At 33.5% G+C, this 18,413-nt stretch carries 18 protein-coding genes and 1 pseudogene; all 19 read right to left on the bottom strand.

The features are described from left to right. Window positions 1-9 precede the first annotated feature (9 nt). A complete protein-coding gene (gene dacB, locus QY331_08470; GenBank protein WKZ71277.1) occupies window positions 10-1,500 on the bottom strand; it encodes a D-alanyl-D-alanine carboxypeptidase/D-alanyl-D-alanine-endopeptidase in 1,491 nt (496 codons plus the stop codon). Then, entirely contained in the window at window positions 1,497-2,225 is a 729-nt protein-coding gene (locus tag QY331_08465) for a pseudouridine synthase (protein WKZ71276.1), read from the bottom strand. The genes dacB and QY331_08465 overlap by 4 nt, the downstream gene beginning before the upstream one ends. Next, on the bottom strand, window positions 2,182-2,838 hold the full coding sequence (gene scpB, locus QY331_08460; protein WKZ71275.1) for an SMC-Scp complex subunit ScpB: 657 nt from the start codon (window positions 2,836-2,838) through the stop codon (window positions 2,182-2,184). Before scpB ends, QY331_08465 begins: the two co-directional genes overlap by 44 nt. Then, window positions 2,819-3,550, bottom strand: coding sequence for a segregation/condensation protein A (locus tag QY331_08455; GenBank protein ID WKZ71274.1), 732 nt, complete (start codon window positions 3,548-3,550; stop codon window positions 2,819-2,821). The genes scpB and QY331_08455 overlap by 20 nt, the downstream gene beginning before the upstream one ends. 1 nt (window position 3,551) lies before the next feature. After that, window positions 3,552-4,532, bottom strand: coding sequence for a tryptophan--tRNA ligase (trpS, locus tag QY331_08450; protein ID WKZ71273.1), 981 nt, complete (start codon window positions 4,530-4,532; stop codon window positions 3,552-3,554). A gap of 81 nt (window positions 4,533-4,613) precedes the next feature. Continuing rightward, window positions 4,614-5,045, bottom strand: coding sequence for an HNH endonuclease (locus QY331_08445; GenBank protein ID WKZ71272.1), 432 nt, complete (start codon window positions 5,043-5,045; stop codon window positions 4,614-4,616). A gap of 162 nt (window positions 5,046-5,207) precedes the next feature. Further along, complete coding sequence (mnmA, locus tag QY331_08440; GenBank protein WKZ71271.1) at window positions 5,208-6,308, bottom strand: tRNA 2-thiouridine(34) synthase MnmA; 1,101 nt, start codon at window positions 6,306-6,308, stop codon at window positions 5,208-5,210. Window positions 6,309-6,454: 146 nt separating this feature from the next. Next, window positions 6,455-6,838 carry a holo-ACP synthase gene (gene acpS / locus QY331_08435; GenBank protein ID WKZ71270.1) on the bottom strand — a complete coding sequence of 128 codons (384 nt, stop codon included), beginning with the start codon at window positions 6,836-6,838 and terminating at the stop codon, window positions 6,455-6,457. 1 nt (window position 6,839) lies between these two features. Continuing rightward, entirely contained in the window at window positions 6,840-8,528 is a 1,689-nt protein-coding gene (ggt, locus tag QY331_08430) for a gamma-glutamyltransferase (GenBank protein WKZ71269.1), read from the bottom strand. Continuing rightward, window positions 8,506-9,420, bottom strand: coding sequence for an MlaD family protein (locus tag QY331_08425; GenBank protein ID WKZ71268.1), 915 nt, complete (start codon window positions 9,418-9,420; stop codon window positions 8,506-8,508). Before QY331_08425 ends, ggt begins: the two co-directional genes overlap by 23 nt. Then, entirely contained in the window at window positions 9,407-9,766 is a 360-nt protein-coding gene (locus QY331_08420; GenBank protein WKZ71267.1) for a hypothetical protein, read from the bottom strand. The genes QY331_08425 and QY331_08420 overlap by 14 nt, the downstream gene beginning before the upstream one ends. Then, on the bottom strand, window positions 9,763-11,061 hold the full coding sequence (locus tag QY331_08415) for a hemolysin family protein (GenBank protein WKZ71266.1): 1,299 nt from the start codon (window positions 11,059-11,061) through the stop codon (window positions 9,763-9,765). The genes QY331_08420 and QY331_08415 overlap by 4 nt, the downstream gene beginning before the upstream one ends. A 33-nt stretch (window positions 11,062-11,094) precedes the next feature. Continuing rightward, complete coding sequence (ssb, locus tag QY331_08410) at window positions 11,095-11,508, bottom strand: single-stranded DNA-binding protein (GenBank protein ID WKZ71265.1); 414 nt, start codon at window positions 11,506-11,508, stop codon at window positions 11,095-11,097. Between the two features lie 58 nt (window positions 11,509-11,566). Continuing rightward, entirely contained in the window at window positions 11,567-12,250 is a 684-nt protein-coding gene (locus QY331_08405; protein ID WKZ71264.1) for a hypothetical protein, read from the bottom strand. Between the two features lies 1 nt (window position 12,251). Continuing rightward, window positions 12,252-12,677 (bottom strand): SPOR domain-containing protein, encoded by a 426-nt coding sequence (locus tag QY331_08400; GenBank protein WKZ71263.1) that lies wholly within the window; start codon window positions 12,675-12,677, stop codon window positions 12,252-12,254. Window positions 12,678-12,721: 44 nt separating this feature from the next. Beyond that, window positions 12,722-14,008: pseudogene (locus QY331_08395) on the bottom strand (outer membrane protein transport protein). A gap of 72 nt (window positions 14,009-14,080) precedes the next feature. Continuing rightward, complete coding sequence (locus tag QY331_08390) at window positions 14,081-14,581, bottom strand: biotin/lipoyl-containing protein (GenBank protein WKZ71262.1); 501 nt, start codon at window positions 14,579-14,581, stop codon at window positions 14,081-14,083. Next, window positions 14,574-16,070 (bottom strand): acetyl-CoA carboxylase biotin carboxylase subunit, encoded by a 1,497-nt coding sequence (locus tag QY331_08385; GenBank protein WKZ71261.1) that lies wholly within the window; start codon window positions 16,068-16,070, stop codon window positions 14,574-14,576. The genes QY331_08390 and QY331_08385 overlap by 8 nt, the downstream gene beginning before the upstream one ends. Further along, a complete protein-coding gene (locus tag QY331_08380; protein ID WKZ71260.1) occupies window positions 16,071-18,413 on the bottom strand; it encodes an endonuclease MutS2 in 2,343 nt (780 codons plus the stop codon). It lies immediately after the preceding gene.

The following is an 18,413-nucleotide window of genomic DNA, read 5'->3' as shown; positions in this document are numbered from 1 at the left end:
CTCCTGGAATTAGTTTCTTGTAAAATTTGCTAATAGATTACAGATTTTATCCTGCACGTAACTTGCAAGTTGTGCTGGTACTAAAAAGTTATTTGCAATCAGCACTAACGCGATTGGTTCATTATCAGTTGTTTTAATATAGCCTGCTAAACTTCTTACATTCTCTAAATAACCTGATTTACCTCTGAAATTATTTTCCGCTTTAGATTTACCCATTCGCTCAATAAGTGTCCCATCAAATCCGGCAATTGACAGCGATTTGTAAAATTCCTCGAAGGAATCACTTTTATACATGTAGCTTAACAATTTTGTTACCTGGTTTGGTGTTATCAAATTAATCGGAGAAACACCCGAACCATCAACAATCTGTATGTTAGTAGGGTTGATACCCATCTGTTGAATTATCTTTTCTATAGCGATCAGTCCATTTTTTGTCGAACCATATCCAAATAATTCATAACCGATGGCTTTTAATAATTGCTCGGCATAGACATTATTGCTATTCTTATTGATCTCAGCTACAATTTCCGTTAAACGTGCTGAATGATCTTCAAATAAATATGTCAATTCGTTAAAATCAAATTGCTTACCTAATTTCGAATTTGTTTTTGCGGAACCTTTAACAACCAAGCCTTCTTCTACCAAAACTTCGTAAAATGCATTAGCAAAAAATTGGCTCGGATTATTTATTGGAATTTTTATAAAGTGGGGATCACTATTTAATGAAATTTGTCCGTCAATAATAATTTTATTGTTGTCTTCAACCTTATATTCAATCTGATTTTCTTTAATCTTACTATTTGTAAAAACGTTGTTTATGATTGAATATTTTTTCCCAAATAAGGTAAAGAAAACTTTTGATAAACTGCCAGGTTCAGTAGGTTCAAGTATTATCTCATAATTATTTTCATTTAGGACAAATGACCCACTATATGGTGAAGAACAATTGTAATCATATCTTGCTACTAACGATTTACCATACATGCTGGTTTCAAAATTATCGTCATAAAGAATCAGGTCACCTTTGATAGAATAAATACCTTGATGATTAAGTGAATCTATCCAAGATTTGAAATCGTCATTTTCTTTCCCATCTCCGGAAGTTATTGTCGGATCACCAAATCCAACAATAATAAGATTTCCTTCTAATACACCATTAATGATTTTACCATCAGTGAAAAAAGTTGTTTTAAATTTATAATCGGGTCCGAGCAATAACAGTGCAGTTGAAGTTGTAAAAAGTTTTAAAACACTGCCCGGCTTAAAAGATTTATCAGTATTTAATTTATAGATAGTTTCGCCGGTTTTTAGTGAGTAGATAGATGCGCCCCAAAATGCATTTACAAAATTTGGGTCAGAGAATATATCATCTAATTCACTTCTTAACTCCGAAATCTTACTTTGCTTGATAACATTATTTGAATCATTCTCATTCGGAATTATATTTTGTGAGAATAATAAAGTTGTTATAAATAATATTATGAAGAAGTATCTTATCATGATCTTAAATAATTTTGAATTTCCGTATAGGAGAGTTTTCTGGATTTACCAATTTGTAGTTTCCCTACCGTGAAATCACCGAAACGAATTCTTTCTAATGAACGCACTTCATATCCGAGAGCATTAAACATTCTCTTTACAAAGTGATTTCTTCCCTCCTCAACCTCAATAGCAACTAATTTGTAGTTCTTTTTTTTTGGGAAATAAATTTTTTTGAAAAAACTCTTTCGTCTATCGAGGACAATTCCTTTTATTAATCTCTCACGATGTTCTTTAGTCAGTTCCTTATCCAATCCAGCCACATATTCACGAATTATTTTCCGGCTTGGATGTGTTATGCTGTTGGCAAAATCTCCGTCATTTGTAAGTAATAAAACACCTGTAGTATCATAATCCAATCTTCCAACCGGAAAAATTGTTTTGTCTGTATTAATTAAATGAAGAACTGTTCTGCGTCCTTTTTCATCAGCAGTAGATGTAATAAATCCTTTGGGTTTGTTTAGAAGATAATAAACCTTTTTCTCAGGCCGAATTTTTTCACCATCAAGTTTTACATCATCATTATCAGCAGAAACCTCATAGGCAAAATCAGTTATAACTCTTCCATTGATAGAAATTCTACTTTCTTTTATTAATTCTTCTGATTTTCTTCTGGAAGCTACACCACATTCAGACAGATATTTATTCAATCGAACTTTCTTCTTCAGCGTCGAGTTTTGTGTCATTTTCCAGTTCTTCCTCAATTTCGTTCATCATTATCTTTCGTTTTTGTTCAAGGAAATCTTCATCTTGCATGATTTCTTCAATTTCGCGAGGTTTAGGTAAGTCTGTTATCTTGTTTAAGCCAAAGTATTTAAGAAATTCTTCTGTCGTATTATATAGTAGCGGTCGCCCGATAGTTTCGGCTCTTCCTTTAATGGTAATAAGATTTTTTTCCAATAATGTATTGATCATATAATCCGAGTTAACACCACGAATAGATTCAATCTCAGGTTTAGTAATCGGCTGTTTATAAGCAATTATGGCCAAGGTCTCTAATGCAGCTTGACTTAAACGCCGTTTACTTTTTTCAGTAGATAAAAAACCTAAATACTTTGCATTCTCCGGTTTGGTGGCAAATGAATAACCTCCGGCAATTTTAATTATGTGAAACGATAATTCCGCTTCGGTATATTTTTGATTTAGAATATCGATCGTAGATTCAATTTCAGATTGCGATAATGTTGAATCATCCCCATCAATTTCCCTAATAGCAGTAATTATTTCGTTTGAAGTAATAACTTCGTCCGAAGCAAAAATTAAGGCTTCTATAACAGAATTATATATCTTGTCCATCATTCTCCAATGCGTATAATTCAAAATCATTAAATGAATGGGATTCCCTCAAACCTAATCTTCCCATTTTTATCATTTCCAGCATCGCAATAAACGTAACTATGATTTTTATCTTGGTGTTCAATTCATGCATTAATTCAAAGAATAGAAAATTCCTTTTTGAAGTTAGCTTATTTTCGATGTATTGAATCTGTTGGTCGATTGTCACATTCCATTTTTTTACTTCGTGAACAACTTCTTTTGGTTTTTCTTCAAGCGCTTTTTTGAAAGCTTTTATTAGATCATATATAGTTATGTTCTTTAATAATGTATCAATTTCCGCTGGTGCTTCAACAACATCGTATTTGAAATAATTTCTAAAATAGATCTTTCTTTGATTTGCTTCTAAAAAGGAAAATTCTTCGGAGGCTTCCTTATACCTTTTGTATTCAAGTAAAGCCTTAACCAAATCTGCACGCGGATCAATTTCTTCACCCTCTTCATCAATTTCTTTGGGAAGAAGCATTCTCACTTTAATTTGCATCAATGTTGAAGCCATTAGAATAAAATCACCGGCAATTTCCAGATCGAGTTTTTCCATTAATCTAAGATAGATCATAAATTCTTTAGTGATGTAAGCGATTGGAATATCGTAAATATCTAGTTCATCTCGTCTAATAAAAAAAAGAAGTAAATCGAGTGGTCCCTCAAAATCGTTAAGTTTTATCTTGTACATATTATCCTAACTGCATTTTAGAACGAACTTCTTCCATTGTTTTTTGTGCAATGCTTTTACCTTTGCTTTCACCGTCAAACAAAATAGCTTCAACTTGCTTAATATCTTTCTCTAGCTCTTTTCTTTTAGAAATCATAGGAGCTAAAAAATCATTGATCTTTTCAGAACATTTCATTTTACAATCCACACAACCAAGTTCACCCGATCTGCAACCAGCCGCAATTTCCTCTTCATTTTCATGATTAAATTTTTGATGATAGCTAAAGACAACACAAACTTCGGGTCTGCCGGGATCATTTTTTCTAACTTTTTGAGGATCGGTAACTGCTTTTCTCAATTTATTTTTTACTTCTTCCGGTTCATCCGAAAGAAGAATTGTATTATTTAGTGATTTGCTCATCTTAGCGTTTCCATCCAAACCAACCAAACGGGAAAATTTTGTCAACAACGGTTCTGGTTCGGGGAAAACAATGCCGTATTGATTATTAAACTTACGAGCAACTTCTCTGGTAATTTCAACATGAGGTACTTGATCTTCCCCAACCGGGACGGCATCACCTTTATAGAGAAGAATATCGGCAGATTGTAAAACCGGATAACCTAGATGTCCATAAATTACGTTCTGAATATTCAGATCTCTCACTTGTTCTTTTACTGTTGGATTTCTTTCTAATCTAGCTTGTGTCACAAGCATTGAAAAAATTAAAAATAATTCAGTGTGTTCTTTAATTTGCGATTGACGGAAAAAAGGACTTTTAACCGGATCGAGCCCTGCAGCTAACCAATCAATTACCATTTCAATAGTATTTGAATAAATTTGAGACGTGTCGAGTGAAGTTGTTAATACATGATAATCAGCAATTAAATGAAAGCTGTCATAATTATCTTGCAATTGTATCCAATTTTCAAGTGCACCAACGTAGTGACCAAGGTGAAGTTTGCCCGTTGGTCTCATTCCGCTTAATATTCGTTTTTTAGCCATAAAAGAGTCTTTTTTGTGGAAAAGGATTAGTTTAACTGATAAAGATAATGAAATTATTTGAGATTTGAAGTCAATTTTTAGTTAATGAAACAAGAAAGGTTTCCATTTTTCTTCAAGTCTTCCAGCAGAATTTTTTATAAACATGATATGATTTGGAGTATATGGTTTTATACGCATTTGCATGAACGCTTCTTCCGGAGTTCTATCCCCTTTCTTATTGTTGCATGGAAGACAAGCAGCAACAAGATTTTCCCATGAATCTTCTCCGCTTCTCGATTTTGGAATAACGTGATCCAAAGTTAAAGGTACATCACCTCTTCCACAATACGCACATCTATGTCCGTCTCGTTTCAATATATTCTTTCTTGTTAGAATAATTTTTTGAAATGGGATTGCGATATAACTGTTGAGTCTTATTACGCTAGGCCATGGAAAAGATTTTGTAACTGAACGAACCTCTCTATCGTCTCGGTTTGCAATTAATTCAGCTTTTCCGAGAAAGAGAAGAATCATCGCTTTTTTAACATTACAAATAGATAAAGGTTCGTAACTCTGATTTAACAGAAGGACTTTAGAATTTAACGCGCCGTTTGTTTGCTTGTGAAGTTCGAATGCTTACCTCCAGTAAGATAAATTTCGCTGCAGAATATAACAGAATTATTAGTCAATAAAAACCTATTCACCTTTGCTGATTATTCCTCCAGCTAAAACAAAGCCATTCGAATCATATATTACAGCAGATTGACCAGGAGTAATAGCTGATTTTGGTTCATCAAATTCAATCACAAACTCTGTATCTGAAAATGAAATAACTTTTGCAGTTGAACCTTTGTCGTTATATCTAATCTTTGCAAAAACTATTTGGCCTAATTCTAAATTCAAAGTACTAACATAGTTTACTTCTTCGGCATAAAGTGTCGATTGATTTATTTCTTCTTTATCACCTATTTCTATTGTATTACTTCGATGATCAATTTTTTTTACATAGACCGGCTTCCCCATTGCGACGCCGAGACCTTTTCTTTGTCCAACAGTATAAAAAGGAATTCCTCTATGAGTTCCTACTTTCTCACCATGATAGATCATCTCACCTTGTTCTATATTTTCAATGACATCCGGAATTCTTTCTTTTAAAAATCTTTCGTAGTTGTTATCTGCTACAAAACATATTTCTTGACTATCAGGTTTTCCGGCAGTTTTCAAACCAAACTTTTCAGCTAATCCACGAACTTGAGTTTTATTATAATTTCCAAGCGGAAACAAAGTTCTGCTTAAACTTTCTTGAGTTAATCCCCAAAGTGCATATGATTGATCTTTTCTATTATCAGCAGAATTTCTTAGTCTATAACGATTATTTTCATGATCATATTCCACTATGGCATAATGTCCGGTTGCAACAAATTTTGCGTCTAAGGCATCTGCTTTAAGAAGAAGTTCTTCCCATTTAATTTTGCGATTACATATTACACATGGATTTGGTGTTCTGCCGCTCAAATACTCATCAACAAAATTATCGATCACTGCGTTTTCAAATGCTTTTGTAAAATCTACTGTGTAATGAGGAATATTAAATTTATTTGCAACATTTTTCGCATCGAAGATTGCGTCAAGTGAGCAGCATCCTGATTCGTGTTTTGGAGCTCCTCCGACCTCCATGAAGCCCCAAGTCTTCATTGTTACACCAATTACATCATACCCTTGTTCATGAAGCAATGCAGCAGCTACAGAGGAGTCTACACCACCACTCATTGCAACGATTACTCTATTATCGTTCAAAGTACTACCTTTCTATAAATCGATATATTATCTTAAAACCAAATCATAAATATAATAATTTACATAACTACTTACTAAACAATAACTTAAGAGTGCATAAATTGTATTTTTAGTATTTTTGAAGCACTCTAAGCTTGTAAATCAAATCAGTGAGAGTTTTTAGTGTAAAGGATTGCAAAGACCGTCACGTAGTTATCGGAATGACTCATGGTGATTTTTAATTCTTTATCTGGATTTATGAAATCGTTTAATTGACCAAAAAGATGAACATTGGGCATTCCATTCGGTTCGTTGTATATCTCAATATTTTTCCAACTCGTACCCTTTTTCCAACCGGTTGACATCGCTTTGTAAATTGCTTCTTTAGCAGCAAACCTTGCAGCATAATGTTGGTACTTATTTTTTTTTGATTCACAGTATTGAAGCTCTTTTTCAGTATAAATTTTATTTAAGAATTTATCACCGAATTTTTCAATACTTTTTTTTATTCGATCAATCTCGATTATATCAACACCAATTCCAAAAATCATATTAATATCCTACCGCTTTACCGAAACCTCGTTTATCTGATGAACCCCAAATAATTCCATCAGATTGATCAATAAATATTCCCTCAACTCTACCCAACGATTTTACCTCATTAAGCATATGACCACGATTATTGAGATTATCAATTAAATCTGTGGCTAATCCAAATCTTTCATAATCCAATCGATCAGGCAGCCATTGATGATGAAATCTTGGAGCATTGATAGCTTCTCTAATATCCATTCCAAAATCTAATACATTTATGATAACTTGCAAAACTGAAGTAATGATAGTTGATCCACCAGGCGAACCCAGAACCAAAATTGGATTATTATCTTTTAAAACAATTGTCGGAGTCATAGAGCTCAACATTCTTTTACCAGGTTCGATAGCATTGGCTTTACTTCCTACTAATCCAAATTGATTTGGAATCCCAACTTGCGATGAAAAATCGTCCATCTCGTTATTTAATAAAAAGCCTGCTCCTTCTAAAACAATTTTATTGCCAAATGAAGAATTTATGGTATATGTAATGCTGACTGCATTTCCAAATTTATCAACAACGGAATAGTGGGTAGTCTCGGGACTTTCATATACCGGCATATTCGGATTTGTAATTTGTTCTGAGGGAATTGCCATTTCATTAATGCTTGAAAATACTTCATTAACTCGTTTCGAGGAAATTAGAGAATCAATAATTACATCTACAAAATCACTATCACCTAAAAACTTTGCTCTATCCGAATAAACATATTTGAATATTTCACTTAAGGTATGCACATATTTTGATGATCCCCATTCTTCATCTATGAATGAAAACTTTTCAAATACTTTTAGTGATTGTAAAATTCCAATTCCACCCGCTGATGGCAGTGGCATGCCTAATATAGTATATTTTTTATAGTCACCAATCAACGGAATTCGTTCTATAACTTTATAATTTTGTAAATCTTGATGAGTTATTAATCCTCCATTTTGTGTTGACTGATCAACCAAAAGATCTGCAATCTCACCTGTATAAAAACCATCCACTCCTTTTTTTTGAATAAGCTTGAGTGTTTTGGCTAAATCTTTTTGAACGAACGAGTGTCCAACCGTAAGATTTTCACCATTATTCGTAAATATTTTACGAGACGAAGGGATTAAAACGAATTCTTTATTGTATGAATTAATAAAATTTGCTAACCAATAATCAAGTTCAAAACCCTCTTCTGCTAATTTAATTGCAGGCTCTAAAACTTCTTCGAGTGTCATTGTACCGTATTTTTCTAAAACGTAAATAAATCCAGCTACTGTTCCGGGAATTCCGATCGATTTCCAGCTTTTAAGACTCTTATTGGGATCATGTTTACCAGTAGAATCCCAAAACATATATTGAGATGACTGCCCGGGCGCGGTTTCTCGAAAATCAATTGAAGTATTCTTACCGTTGATGTGCAAAACCATGAATCCGCCACCGCCAATGTTACCTGCAGATGGATATGTAACAGCTAATGCAAAGCCTGTTGCAACGGCAGCGTCAACAGCGTTACCGCCTTTTTTAAGAATTTCAACCCCGACTTCACTTGCTAATTCACTAGCAGATACAACCATTCCATTTTTGGAATAGACTAAATCGCCTGAAGCAAATATTAAAGAGGTGACAACAAAAAAAATAAGAATTGACGTTCTAGAAGATACTGATGTTCGCATCGACGTTAATTCCCTCATTCTTCAATTGCTCGATCAAAATCAAAGTCAGTTCTTTTAAACTTTCAACGGAGGTTTTTAAATCAGAATAAAATTTTTCGTCGTAAAGAATTTTTCCGGCAAAGTTTTTCTGTTCTTTAATTTCAACAAAAAACTTATCTATTTTACTTATTAATTCATTAGAATTTTTTAATAAGATTGAAGTCTGATCGATTGTTTCAGAAATCTTTACACTGTTATTTTCGATGAATTTGTTGGAGTTCGAAACAAGTACGTTAGTTGAATCAAGTAAACTCTTAATCCCCTTTCTATTCTCGTCCAATAGCAAAGAAGTTTTGTAACTCAAATCTCGTAAAGATGCAACAGATGTTTTCAAATTATCGGCGAATTCATCATCACCAATGATGTTATTTACTGAATGAAGCGTGATTGTGAGTTCTTCAATGATTGTTCGAATATTTTCTTCCATCATTCCCAATTTTGCCATAGTGGTGGATATATCACCGGCAAAATGACCAGTTTGTGTTACATTATAATCTAATGGTTCAGCTTCATCACCGGGCATAACTTCTATTTTTTTTCCACCCATCAAATCAAGCATCATAATGGAAAATTGAGCATCTTTTTTCAGTTCAACATCATTATCTAAAATCAATTTGACAAGCACATTATTTCCATGATTTGATATCTGATCAACATAACCTTTACGAACACCATTAACGGATACTTGATCACCAAGGGAAAGTCCGGCAACCGAATTGAAACTTACCAGCAATTCTTTTTGATCGGAAAAAATATCAACATTTTTAGCCCATGCAATCACCCAGATTAATATTATGATTGATACAAGTAGGCTTATGCCCACTTTAATTTCTGTTTTCTTATCGTCCTTCATTCTCAATCAATTTTTTTATAGTGCGGAATTCATCAGAAGTTAATAATGAATCCTTAGCATAGTTATCAATTTTTAATACTATTGATGAAACGTAATCAATCCCTTCTTGAAATTCCATATCTTTAGCCTTAGCTTCAACATCTTTCCACAAAACAAGCAATGAATCCTTATATTCTCCATCAGTAATTTTATCAAAAACTTCCGCGGAAGATCTTGTTGTTAAATCCACAACTCTTCCTTCAAAATATTCTACAATTTTATCCCCGTATTTATCGCCGATATAGAAGAGAATGCCGATTAAAATTGTACCGAAAAATACGGTTGTTATAAAACAACCTTTTTTCATTGCTCATTCTCATTATTCTGTATTCTTTCGATTTCAATTTTGTTAATTCTGTTGTTGACGACTTCCTTTACCGTGAACCTGAAGTCATTATAATCAAATTGGAAATTAACTTCGGGAATTGTACCGGCATGATTAAAAATAAATCCGCCAACAGTATCATAATCTTCATCATCTGTAGAAAAATTATAGTTGAATAATTCTTCAATCAAAACAATAGATGTTTTTCCTAATACAAGAAATTTATTTTTACTTAACTCAATTATCTCTTCTTCTTCATTATCGTATTCATCTCTTATTTCACCAACTATTTCTTCCAAGATATCTTCTAACGAAACTAAACCAGAGGTTCCGCCGTATTCATCAACAACAATACCAAGATGCAAGTTTTTCGATTGAAACTCATGCATCAGTTCACTGATGTATTTTGTCTCAGGTATAAAAATAGTTTCACGAACTAAATTTTTTAATGTAATATTTTGTTTTACTGATTCGCTTTTATTTACATAAGGTAACAAATCTTTAGCGTAAATTATCCCAAGAATATTATCGAGATTATCTTCGTAAAGTGGAATTCTACTATGACCTGATTCAACAATAATTTTCAAAAGTTCATCAAATGATGTATCTATAGAAACCGACGTAATATCGACTCGAGGAGTCATAACCTCTCTTACGGTAACAGTTTTAAAACTAACTAAACCGGAAATGAGTTCTTGCTCGTCTTCTTCAATTGTACCGTTTTCAACAGAAAGTTCAGCAAGATCTGTTAATTCATAAGTGGAGATTGCACTTTTTGTTTTTCCAATCTCAAATTTAGATGAAAAAAGTTTTAGAATTTCGGTTAATGTTTTCGAGATCGGATATATTAGAACACCAACCCAATATAAGGGTAGACTTATTACTCGAGAGAATTTCAGTGGATTTTTTGAAGCCCAAACTTTTGGGGTTATCTCGCCAATTAAGAGTACAAGAATAGTAAGAACAATGATTTGGCTTAATAATGCAATTTCGGTATCAATCTGATAATATTCTGCGACATCGAGAGCTAAAGTAACTCCAATCATTGATGCAGCGACATTAACAAAATTGTTTCCCAATAATATTGTAATTAATAAACGTCTTGGGAATTCCAATAAATTTACTATATACCGAGATGTAATTCCCTTATCCTTCTGTAGATCTTTAATTTTTTTCTGATCAAGCGAAAATAAGGAAACTTCAGAACCGGAGAAAAACGCCGATATAATCAATAAAACAGCGAGTGTTATTAAGCGGTAATGCCAACCAACGTCCAATAAATCATATGCCTATAATGTTGTACAAATCAATTAAAAAGGAAGATCATCGTCATCTGCAACAGGATTTGATGCTGAGTCAGAATTTTCTTGAGAATAATTCGAATCAGCACCACCGGATGATTCTAACGGAATTAACTTTTCTACGAATACATCAGTTGAGTATCTTTTAATTCCCTCTTTATCGGTATAATCACGTTTTGTTAATCTTCCTTCAACATAGAACTTCTTACCTTTTTTAAGAGCGTCTTTGAAATAATCGGAAAGATTAAATGAAACGCAATTATGCCAGGTTGTTTCATTTACCCAATTACCATCCTTGCCCTTATAACTATGTGTAGTAGCTACAGAAAAATTTGTAACAGAAACATTGTTTGTAGTAAAACGAGTTTCTGCATCCTGCCCAAGATTACCAATCAACATAATTTTATTTAATGAAAAAGCCATTTTCCCTCCTATTAAGTTGAATAATTATTAATTATGATTACAGTTCTAAATAATATAATTAATAATAGAGTAAATATGCAAGAATAATACTTAATGGAATCAATAAGTTATCAAAATCCTTTGGACTAACTGCTTCAATAAAAGTAGCAAGAATTGCAAGTCCTAATATAAAACCAATATCTATACTTTCATAAAAAAATAGATTAAATATTAGTGCGCCGAAAAAACCAAAAATTAAAAATGCCAGACTACCTTCAATCGATTTCTCAGATAGAATATAATACTTATGTTTCCCAAATCTCTTTCCAAAAACCGGAGCTAAACCATCTCCCCACCCTAGTATTCCCATCGCAGTGAGAGCTAAAGGAGTTTTATAAAAAACTGTCCCCATTAAACACATTACTAAAGTAAAATAAATCGGTCCTTTCAACAATTCCCGACGATCACCTGTTCTAGTCATTGTTTTGACGGCTTCATCATCAGAAGACGCTGTAAAGCCCTTAAGAAGCAGTAAGACCGTCCATATGAAGGCCGGAGCAATATTTAAGTACCTGCTCCAATGTGAATCATCAAATAACAACCATATTAAAAGCCAAGAACCAGCTGCAATGTGTACAATTTTTCTGGAAATATCCTGAGGGAAATTTTTCCTTTTTACCAGAAAATCCATGATACCAACAACCGCGAAAACATAAACTATGCTAAGAATAGCAATAATTATATTGTAAATGAGAGGTGTCATTTTATTGAGTAACTATGAAGGCATCATTAAATACACCTGACTGCCAGAATTCATTACGAACTTTTTCAGCCTCAGCTTTTGTTGCAAAACCAGGAAGCCGTATTACAAATAAACGAACCTCATCGCTGTAGGTAATATTTAATTGGTAAGTTGTCTTTGAAGATTTTTCTTTAACAAATTGTTCAGCCCGATCTTTAGTAGTAAAAGCCCCGACTTGAACATAATACATCGTAGTTGTCGGCGGATCAACTTTTGGTTGTTCAATAACTTTTTGTTCTACCGTATCAACCGGTTCTGTCACATCATCAAATACATATATTTCCGGTTCTTCTTTTTCTTGTTCGTTTTGTGTAGTTTCTTCGGATGATGAACAAGCTGTGACTATTAGAAATGATAGCGATATTAGAAATGCAATTTTAGTTTTCATTATATGCTCTAAAAAAAGGGATGGTATAACCATCCCTAATTTAATTAATTTATTGCATATGCAAAATTAATTCCGAACAAGTGTGCTGAAGAATTATAAGTGCCATTGAACCCAAATTTTGATGTTGTTATTGATCTTTCTTGGAATAACAACAATAGGTATGCGAAATCAACTGATACACTTTCGGAAATCTTATATCCAAAACCGACATTGATACCAATTCTGTTCGCATCAGGTAGAGTTGGTTCAACATATTCATCTAACACAGGGTTTTTATCGTATAAGAATCCACCACGAAGTGCGAACGCATCACTCAACATATACTCAGCGCCTACTCTTATAATAAATGAGGTTTCATAATTACGGTCAGCAGATTGAACATTTTGATCGCCTGGTGTTTGTGGATCAAGATCATATTCTTCAAAAGTTACTTCTAATTTATCGTAACTTGTCCAGTCAATCCATTGAAAATCAGCAGAAAGTGTTAAGTCTTTAGAAGGAGTCAATCCAATACCGAAAGTAACATTTTGTGGAGTTGTTAAAGGAGCTTTAATCGCACCATGAGGTAAAGGGATTGATTGCGGACCTGCCAATGGATGATTGAAATCTAAAGTTGCCGGAGTTGTTGTTGCTGTGCCTTCAAAATCATAAGCATTTTGGCTTCTATAACTTAAACCGAGAGAAACCATATCACTTGGCTTAACGAATATTCCAGCAGAAAATCCAAATGAGTTTCCGTCACCTTCCATAGAAACTTCCCCGTCAGGTTTCATAGCACCTGTCACAGGATCTTGGAGAGGAATATTTCTGATAATTTTAACATCCGCAAGAGCGAAAACACCACCAATACCAATGGAAACAGCGTCCGAAATTTTATAAGCAATTGCGGGAGTAAAATAAAATGATCGGATTTCAGTATCAACTGCTAAGTATCTACCTGCCCAATCACTTGCCCATTTGGTACCCAAACCGTATTGGTTATTAACACCTAAGCCAATGCTGAGATTATTTTCAAAGCTATGTGTAATGTAAAAGTTAAAAGGAGTAAATAATTGAGATTCCATTTCCTATTCTGTGGTTAACGGTAATGGTCCTTGAAACTTAGCGCTTGGGGCGATAAGCGTAACACCTGCTAAAATGTTAGTACCTCTTAAATTTGTAAGCCCGGCTGGGTTATAATATATTGTAGAAGCATCTGTAGCTAAACCAGTAAAAGCACCGGCCATCGCCATTGCACGTGCACCGTGCTCATTAATTTGAAAACCGCTTGCAAATATTCCAGTATTTAATGCAAGCAAGGTTACAAAAATAGAAAGTAGTGTTTTCTTCACGTCTCCTCCTGAGATAGTTGATTTTTAGACCAAGAATATAGGTATATAAAATCTATATTTACAACTATGTTTTTATTCAATTTTAAGAATTACGGCATCCTTTTCAACAGAATCACCTTGCTTATAATTTATTTCCGTTATAGTTCCTGATGATGGGGACCTGATTTCATTCTCCATTTTCATAGCTTCGAGAACTATTAGTGGTTCACCAATATTAATATGTTCGCCTATATTTTTCGATATTTTCAATATTAATCCTGGCATCGGTGCTTTTATTGAATCAATTTTTGCATGTAATTCCTTTTGTTTTAGTACTTCATTTGCTCTCTCTTGCAATGCTGTTCTTGCCGTGACTTCATAATTACGTCCATCAATTGTAAAAAAAAACTCGTTTGATGATTTCTTAACTGTTGTTACTTCATAAACACGCTCATTAATTTTTATGAGATATAAATAATCACTCACTTTAGAAAGGTTTACATTGAATTCTTTACCGTCTAAAATTATTTTGTCGTCTGGCAAAATACCTATAGTACGTTTTTTATTTCCTACACTAACTATCAATTCATTCATGAATCTGATTAATCCATTGGTTAGTATGGTTAGATTTTATTTTACCGGTATTTAATTTAGATGAATCATGTTTTAGCAATGCCGCAAGAATAACCGCAGCATCTTCGTAAACTTCATTATATTTTTCTCGCCATTTATGAGGGACCAATGGCATAAATTCAGAGTCGATAAAATTTATATCGAAGGAGCCGTCCACAAATTTCGGATGATCTATTATCCAATCAAGAAAGGAAATGTTAGATATTACTCCGGCAATTTGATATGCCCCAAGGGCTATTTTAATCCTTGCAATAGCTTCAGTTCTATCTTTACCATAAGCAGTTACTTTTGATAACATTGGATCATAATACACGGGAACTTCAGTTAATAAATCAATTCCACGATCGACTCTAATACCCGGACCAGATGGAAGTCTATGATGCAATATTTTGCCAGTTGAAGGTGCAAAGTTATTATCAACATCTTCCGCATAGATTCTGCATTCAACTGCATGACCACGTAAGATAATATCTTTTTGAGTTACCGATAGCTTTTCACCGTAAGCGATTCTTATTTGCTCTTTGACTATGTCAAACCCGGTTATTAATTCTGTAACCGGATGTTCAACTTGAAGTCGTGTATTCATTTCCAAGAAATAGAATTTTTTTTCTTTATCCATTAGAAATTCTATAGTCCCGGCGTTAAAATAATTACATGCCTTGGCAGCATTAATTCCGGCTTGCGTAATTTTATTTCTCGTTTCTTGATCAACCGAAATCGATGGGGCTTCTTCAACAACTTTTTGATGTCGTCTTTGAACGGAACATTCTCTTTCAAAAAGATGAATGTAGTTTCCGAATGAATCTCCTACTATTTGTACTTCAATATGCTTTGGGTTTTCTATAAACTTTTCCATGTAAACATCGGAAGATCCAAATGCTTTAATGGATTCATTTTGCGCTCGCTCAAAAGCGGATTTAAATTCGCTATCCGAATTTACCTTCCTCATTCCTTTTCCACCGCCGCCGGCAGAAGCTTTCAACATAATTGGGTAACCAATTTCATTTGCATAATCAATAGCTTCATCGATGTCGGAAATTGGTTCAAGTGTCCCGGGAACTATTGGTACATTGTGCTGTGACATTAATTTTCTTGCAGCAGTCTTTTCACCCATTAACTCAACAGATTTAACGGATGGTCCAATAAATTTTATCCCTGCGTCATTAACTGCTTGAATAAATTTTGAATTTTCGGACAGGAATCCATATCCCGGATGCACTGCATCAGCATTAATTTCTTTTGCGAGTTTTATAATATTTGGAATGTTAAGATAAGATTCACTAGCCGGTGCGGGACCAATTCGGTAAGCCTCATCTGCAACTCTTACGTGAAGTGAGTTTAAATCGGCATCAGAATATATTACGGCTGAGGTAATGCCCATTTCTCTGCAAGCTTTTGATATTCTTACTGCAATTTCACCTCTATTAGCAATAAGAATCTTTTTGAACATTTATTCTAACTCAACTATTGTTATTCCCTCGCCGCCAAACTCAATTTTTGCAAAGTAAAAATTCTTAACATGTTCATGTTGTTTCAAGATATCGTGCACAGTTTTTTTCAAAGCTCCGGTTCCTTTGCCATGAAGAATTTCAACTTGTGATGAATTTGCTGCATAAGCTTCATCCAAAAATCGTATTACTTTGAATTCTGCATCTTCCGGTTTATCACCACGAATATCAAGAGTTTCACTTTCCAAAAAAGTCTGATATTGTGGCTTAATATACGATTTTTCTTCAAAATCTTTTCTCTTTGTGGAAATTAATTCAGAATATTTTACCTGTAACTTTAAGTTGCCAACTTGCAGACTGGCCTTATTTTTTCCCTTATTAACTTCTGTTACTATTCCGTATGTTTCTGTACCCTTAACTTTAGCATAAGTTCCGAGTTCAACCGCTTTATCAATCGATTCAATTTCTTTTTGTTTTTTAAATGTGTTCTGAACTTTTTTAATTTCCTCAATTTGTTTTCGTTCGGTTTTAACTACGTCTTTTGAGGCATTGGATTCGCGAATATTTTTTATTGCGGTTTCAATTTTTTTATTCACATCATGTAAATATATTTCCGCTTTTTGCTGCGCTTCAGAAATAATTTTTCTTTTTTGCTCTTCCAGTTTAGATATTTTTTCTTGATATAAGTTTGTTAATCCTTTTAGCCGAGCATTCTCTCTTTCAATTTCATCAAGTTTTGATTTGTACTTTTTCGATTTTTGTTCTAGATCTGTTAAAAATTGTTCAATTTTATTTTTATCACTATCCAAATAATTATTTGCTAATTCAATGAATTGTTTAGTGAACCCCAGTCTTTCAGCAATTTCAAAAGCATAACTTGACCCGGGCAATCCTTGTGTAAATCGATATGTAGGCTGTAAATTTTCTGCGTCAAATTCCATAGAAGAATTTTGGAAACCTGCTAAATCGTTAGCCGCTATTTTTACCGAACCATGATGAGTAGTCGCAAAAACTTTTGAGTCATTCTTTTGAAGCTGAATAAGAATTGCAATTGCTAATGCAGCTCCTTCGATTGGATCAGTGCCGGTTCCGATTTCATCCAATAGAATTAATGATCTATCATCCGCCTCATTTATTATTGATTTAATATTAGATAAGTGAGAGCTGAAAGTACTCAAATCATTGTCAATTGATTGTTCGTCTCCCATATCAATCAAGATTTTTTTAAAGAAGTAAAAATTTGAATCCGGATCACATGGAATATGTAAACCGCTTGCAACCATTGCAGATAATAACCCAATGGTTTTTAAGACAACAGTCTTACCACCGGCGTTTGGTCCGGTAATCAACAAGACATTTTCGTTATCTACTTTTACACTAAGAGGTATAGTGTTTTCTCTTCCAAATTTCTTAAGTAACTGTGGATGTCTTGAATCAATTATGTGTAGTGGTTTATTAGATTGAACTGTTGGAAATGAACCTATTACTTCAATAGAATATCTTGCAGCTGCAAAAACTAAATCAAGATTGGTTATTATTTGTAAACTATCCAAGAGATTAGAAGCATATTCCGAAATTTTTACTGTAAGATTTCTTAATATTCTTTCAATCTCTCTTTGTTCCGCAAATTTTAATGAGAGTATTTCGTTATTAAGTTCTAATGTTTCTTCGGGCTCAATGTAAACAGTTTGTCCCGTGTTTGATTCCGAATGAATAAATCCTTTAACATGTCTTTTGTGTTCGGCTTTAACCGGTATAACAATTCTTCCCTCTCGCAAAGTTATATATTCTTCTTGAACGAGATATGATTCACTATATTTCTTCAGAATCCTATTGACAAGTTTTCTTAATTGTTCACCCTTCTCATTAATTTCCTTTCTTATTTCATTCAATTTGGGCGAAGCATTATCTCTTATATCGCCGCTATCGGTGAATACATTATTAAAGTAGTGTTCGAACACTTTATCAACAAATAATATTTTTGTTTCGTTGGATAACAGAGGCGCATATTCTTTCTCTTTAAAAAATGTAAAGAGTGATCTAGAGAGTTTTGCAAGCTTCAATATCTCGAGAATATCTTTTGTTTGAAGGAAAACTCCTTCAATCTTTGTTCTCTTAATGGCTTCCGTAATATTCGGCAGGTATTCGAATGGTGGAATATCATTTCGAATAAGTACTTCTTTTGCTTCAGATATTAATTCACCTCTGTTTACAGCTTCAAATTCTCTTTCAAAAGGTAATATTTCCAATACCTTTATTTTCCCTAATTCAGTAAAGGTATAAAATGTGATATTTTCTAAAACCTTATTAAATTCTAATTTTTCTAACGCTTTTTGGGAGATCAT

This window comes from Melioribacteraceae bacterium, assembly GCA_030584085.1.
GTDB lineage: Bacteria > Bacteroidota > Ignavibacteria > Ignavibacteriales > Melioribacteraceae > SURF-28.
This window is presented reverse-complemented; position numbering and strand designations above follow the sequence as displayed.

Excerpts from the sequence above, each read along its gene's own strand:
- QY331_08405 (WKZ71264.1), bottom strand. The coding sequence starts at position 12,250 with ATGACACCTCTCATTTACAATATAATTATTGCTATTCTTAGCATAGTT.
- ggt (WKZ71269.1), bottom strand. The coding sequence starts at position 8,528 with ATGCGAACATCAGTATCTTCTAGAACGTCAATTCTTATTTTTTTTGTT.
- QY331_08420 (WKZ71267.1), bottom strand. The coding sequence starts at position 9,766 with ATGAAAAAAGGTTGTTTTATAACAACCGTATTTTTCGGTACAATTTTA.
- QY331_08465 (WKZ71276.1), bottom strand. The coding sequence starts at position 2,225 with ATGACACAAAACTCGACGCTGAAGAAGAAAGTTCGATTGAATAAATAT.
- QY331_08385 (WKZ71261.1), bottom strand. The coding sequence starts at position 16,070 with ATGTTCAAAAAGATTCTTATTGCTAATAGAGGTGAAATTGCAGTAAGA.
- QY331_08445 (WKZ71272.1), bottom strand. The coding sequence starts at position 5,045 with ATGATTCTTCTCTTTCTCGGAAAAGCTGAATTAATTGCAAACCGAGAC.
- acpS (WKZ71270.1), bottom strand. The coding sequence starts at position 6,838 with ATGATTTTTGGAATTGGTGTTGATATAATCGAGATTGATCGAATAAAA.
- QY331_08400 (WKZ71263.1), bottom strand. The coding sequence starts at position 12,677 with ATGAAAACTAAAATTGCATTTCTAATATCGCTATCATTTCTAATAGTC.
- trpS (WKZ71273.1), bottom strand. The coding sequence starts at position 4,532 with ATGGCTAAAAAACGAATATTAAGCGGAATGAGACCAACGGGCAAACTT.
- QY331_08390 (WKZ71262.1), bottom strand. The coding sequence starts at position 14,581 with ATGAATGAATTGATAGTTAGTGTAGGAAATAAAAAACGTACTATAGGT.
- QY331_08380 (WKZ71260.1), bottom strand. The coding sequence starts at position 18,413 with ATGATCTCCCAAAAAGCGTTAGAAAAATTAGAATTTAATAAGGTTTTA.
- scpB (WKZ71275.1), bottom strand. The coding sequence starts at position 2,838 with ATGATGGACAAGATATATAATTCTGTTATAGAAGCCTTAATTTTTGCT.
- QY331_08455 (WKZ71274.1), bottom strand. The coding sequence starts at position 3,550 with ATGTACAAGATAAAACTTAACGATTTTGAGGGACCACTCGATTTACTT.
- dacB (WKZ71277.1), bottom strand. The coding sequence starts at position 1,500 with ATGATAAGATACTTCTTCATAATATTATTTATAACAACTTTATTATTC.
- ssb (WKZ71265.1), bottom strand. The coding sequence starts at position 11,508 with ATGGCTTTTTCATTAAATAAAATTATGTTGATTGGTAATCTTGGGCAG.
- QY331_08425 (WKZ71268.1), bottom strand. The coding sequence starts at position 9,420 with ATGAAGGACGATAAGAAAACAGAAATTAAAGTGGGCATAAGCCTACTT.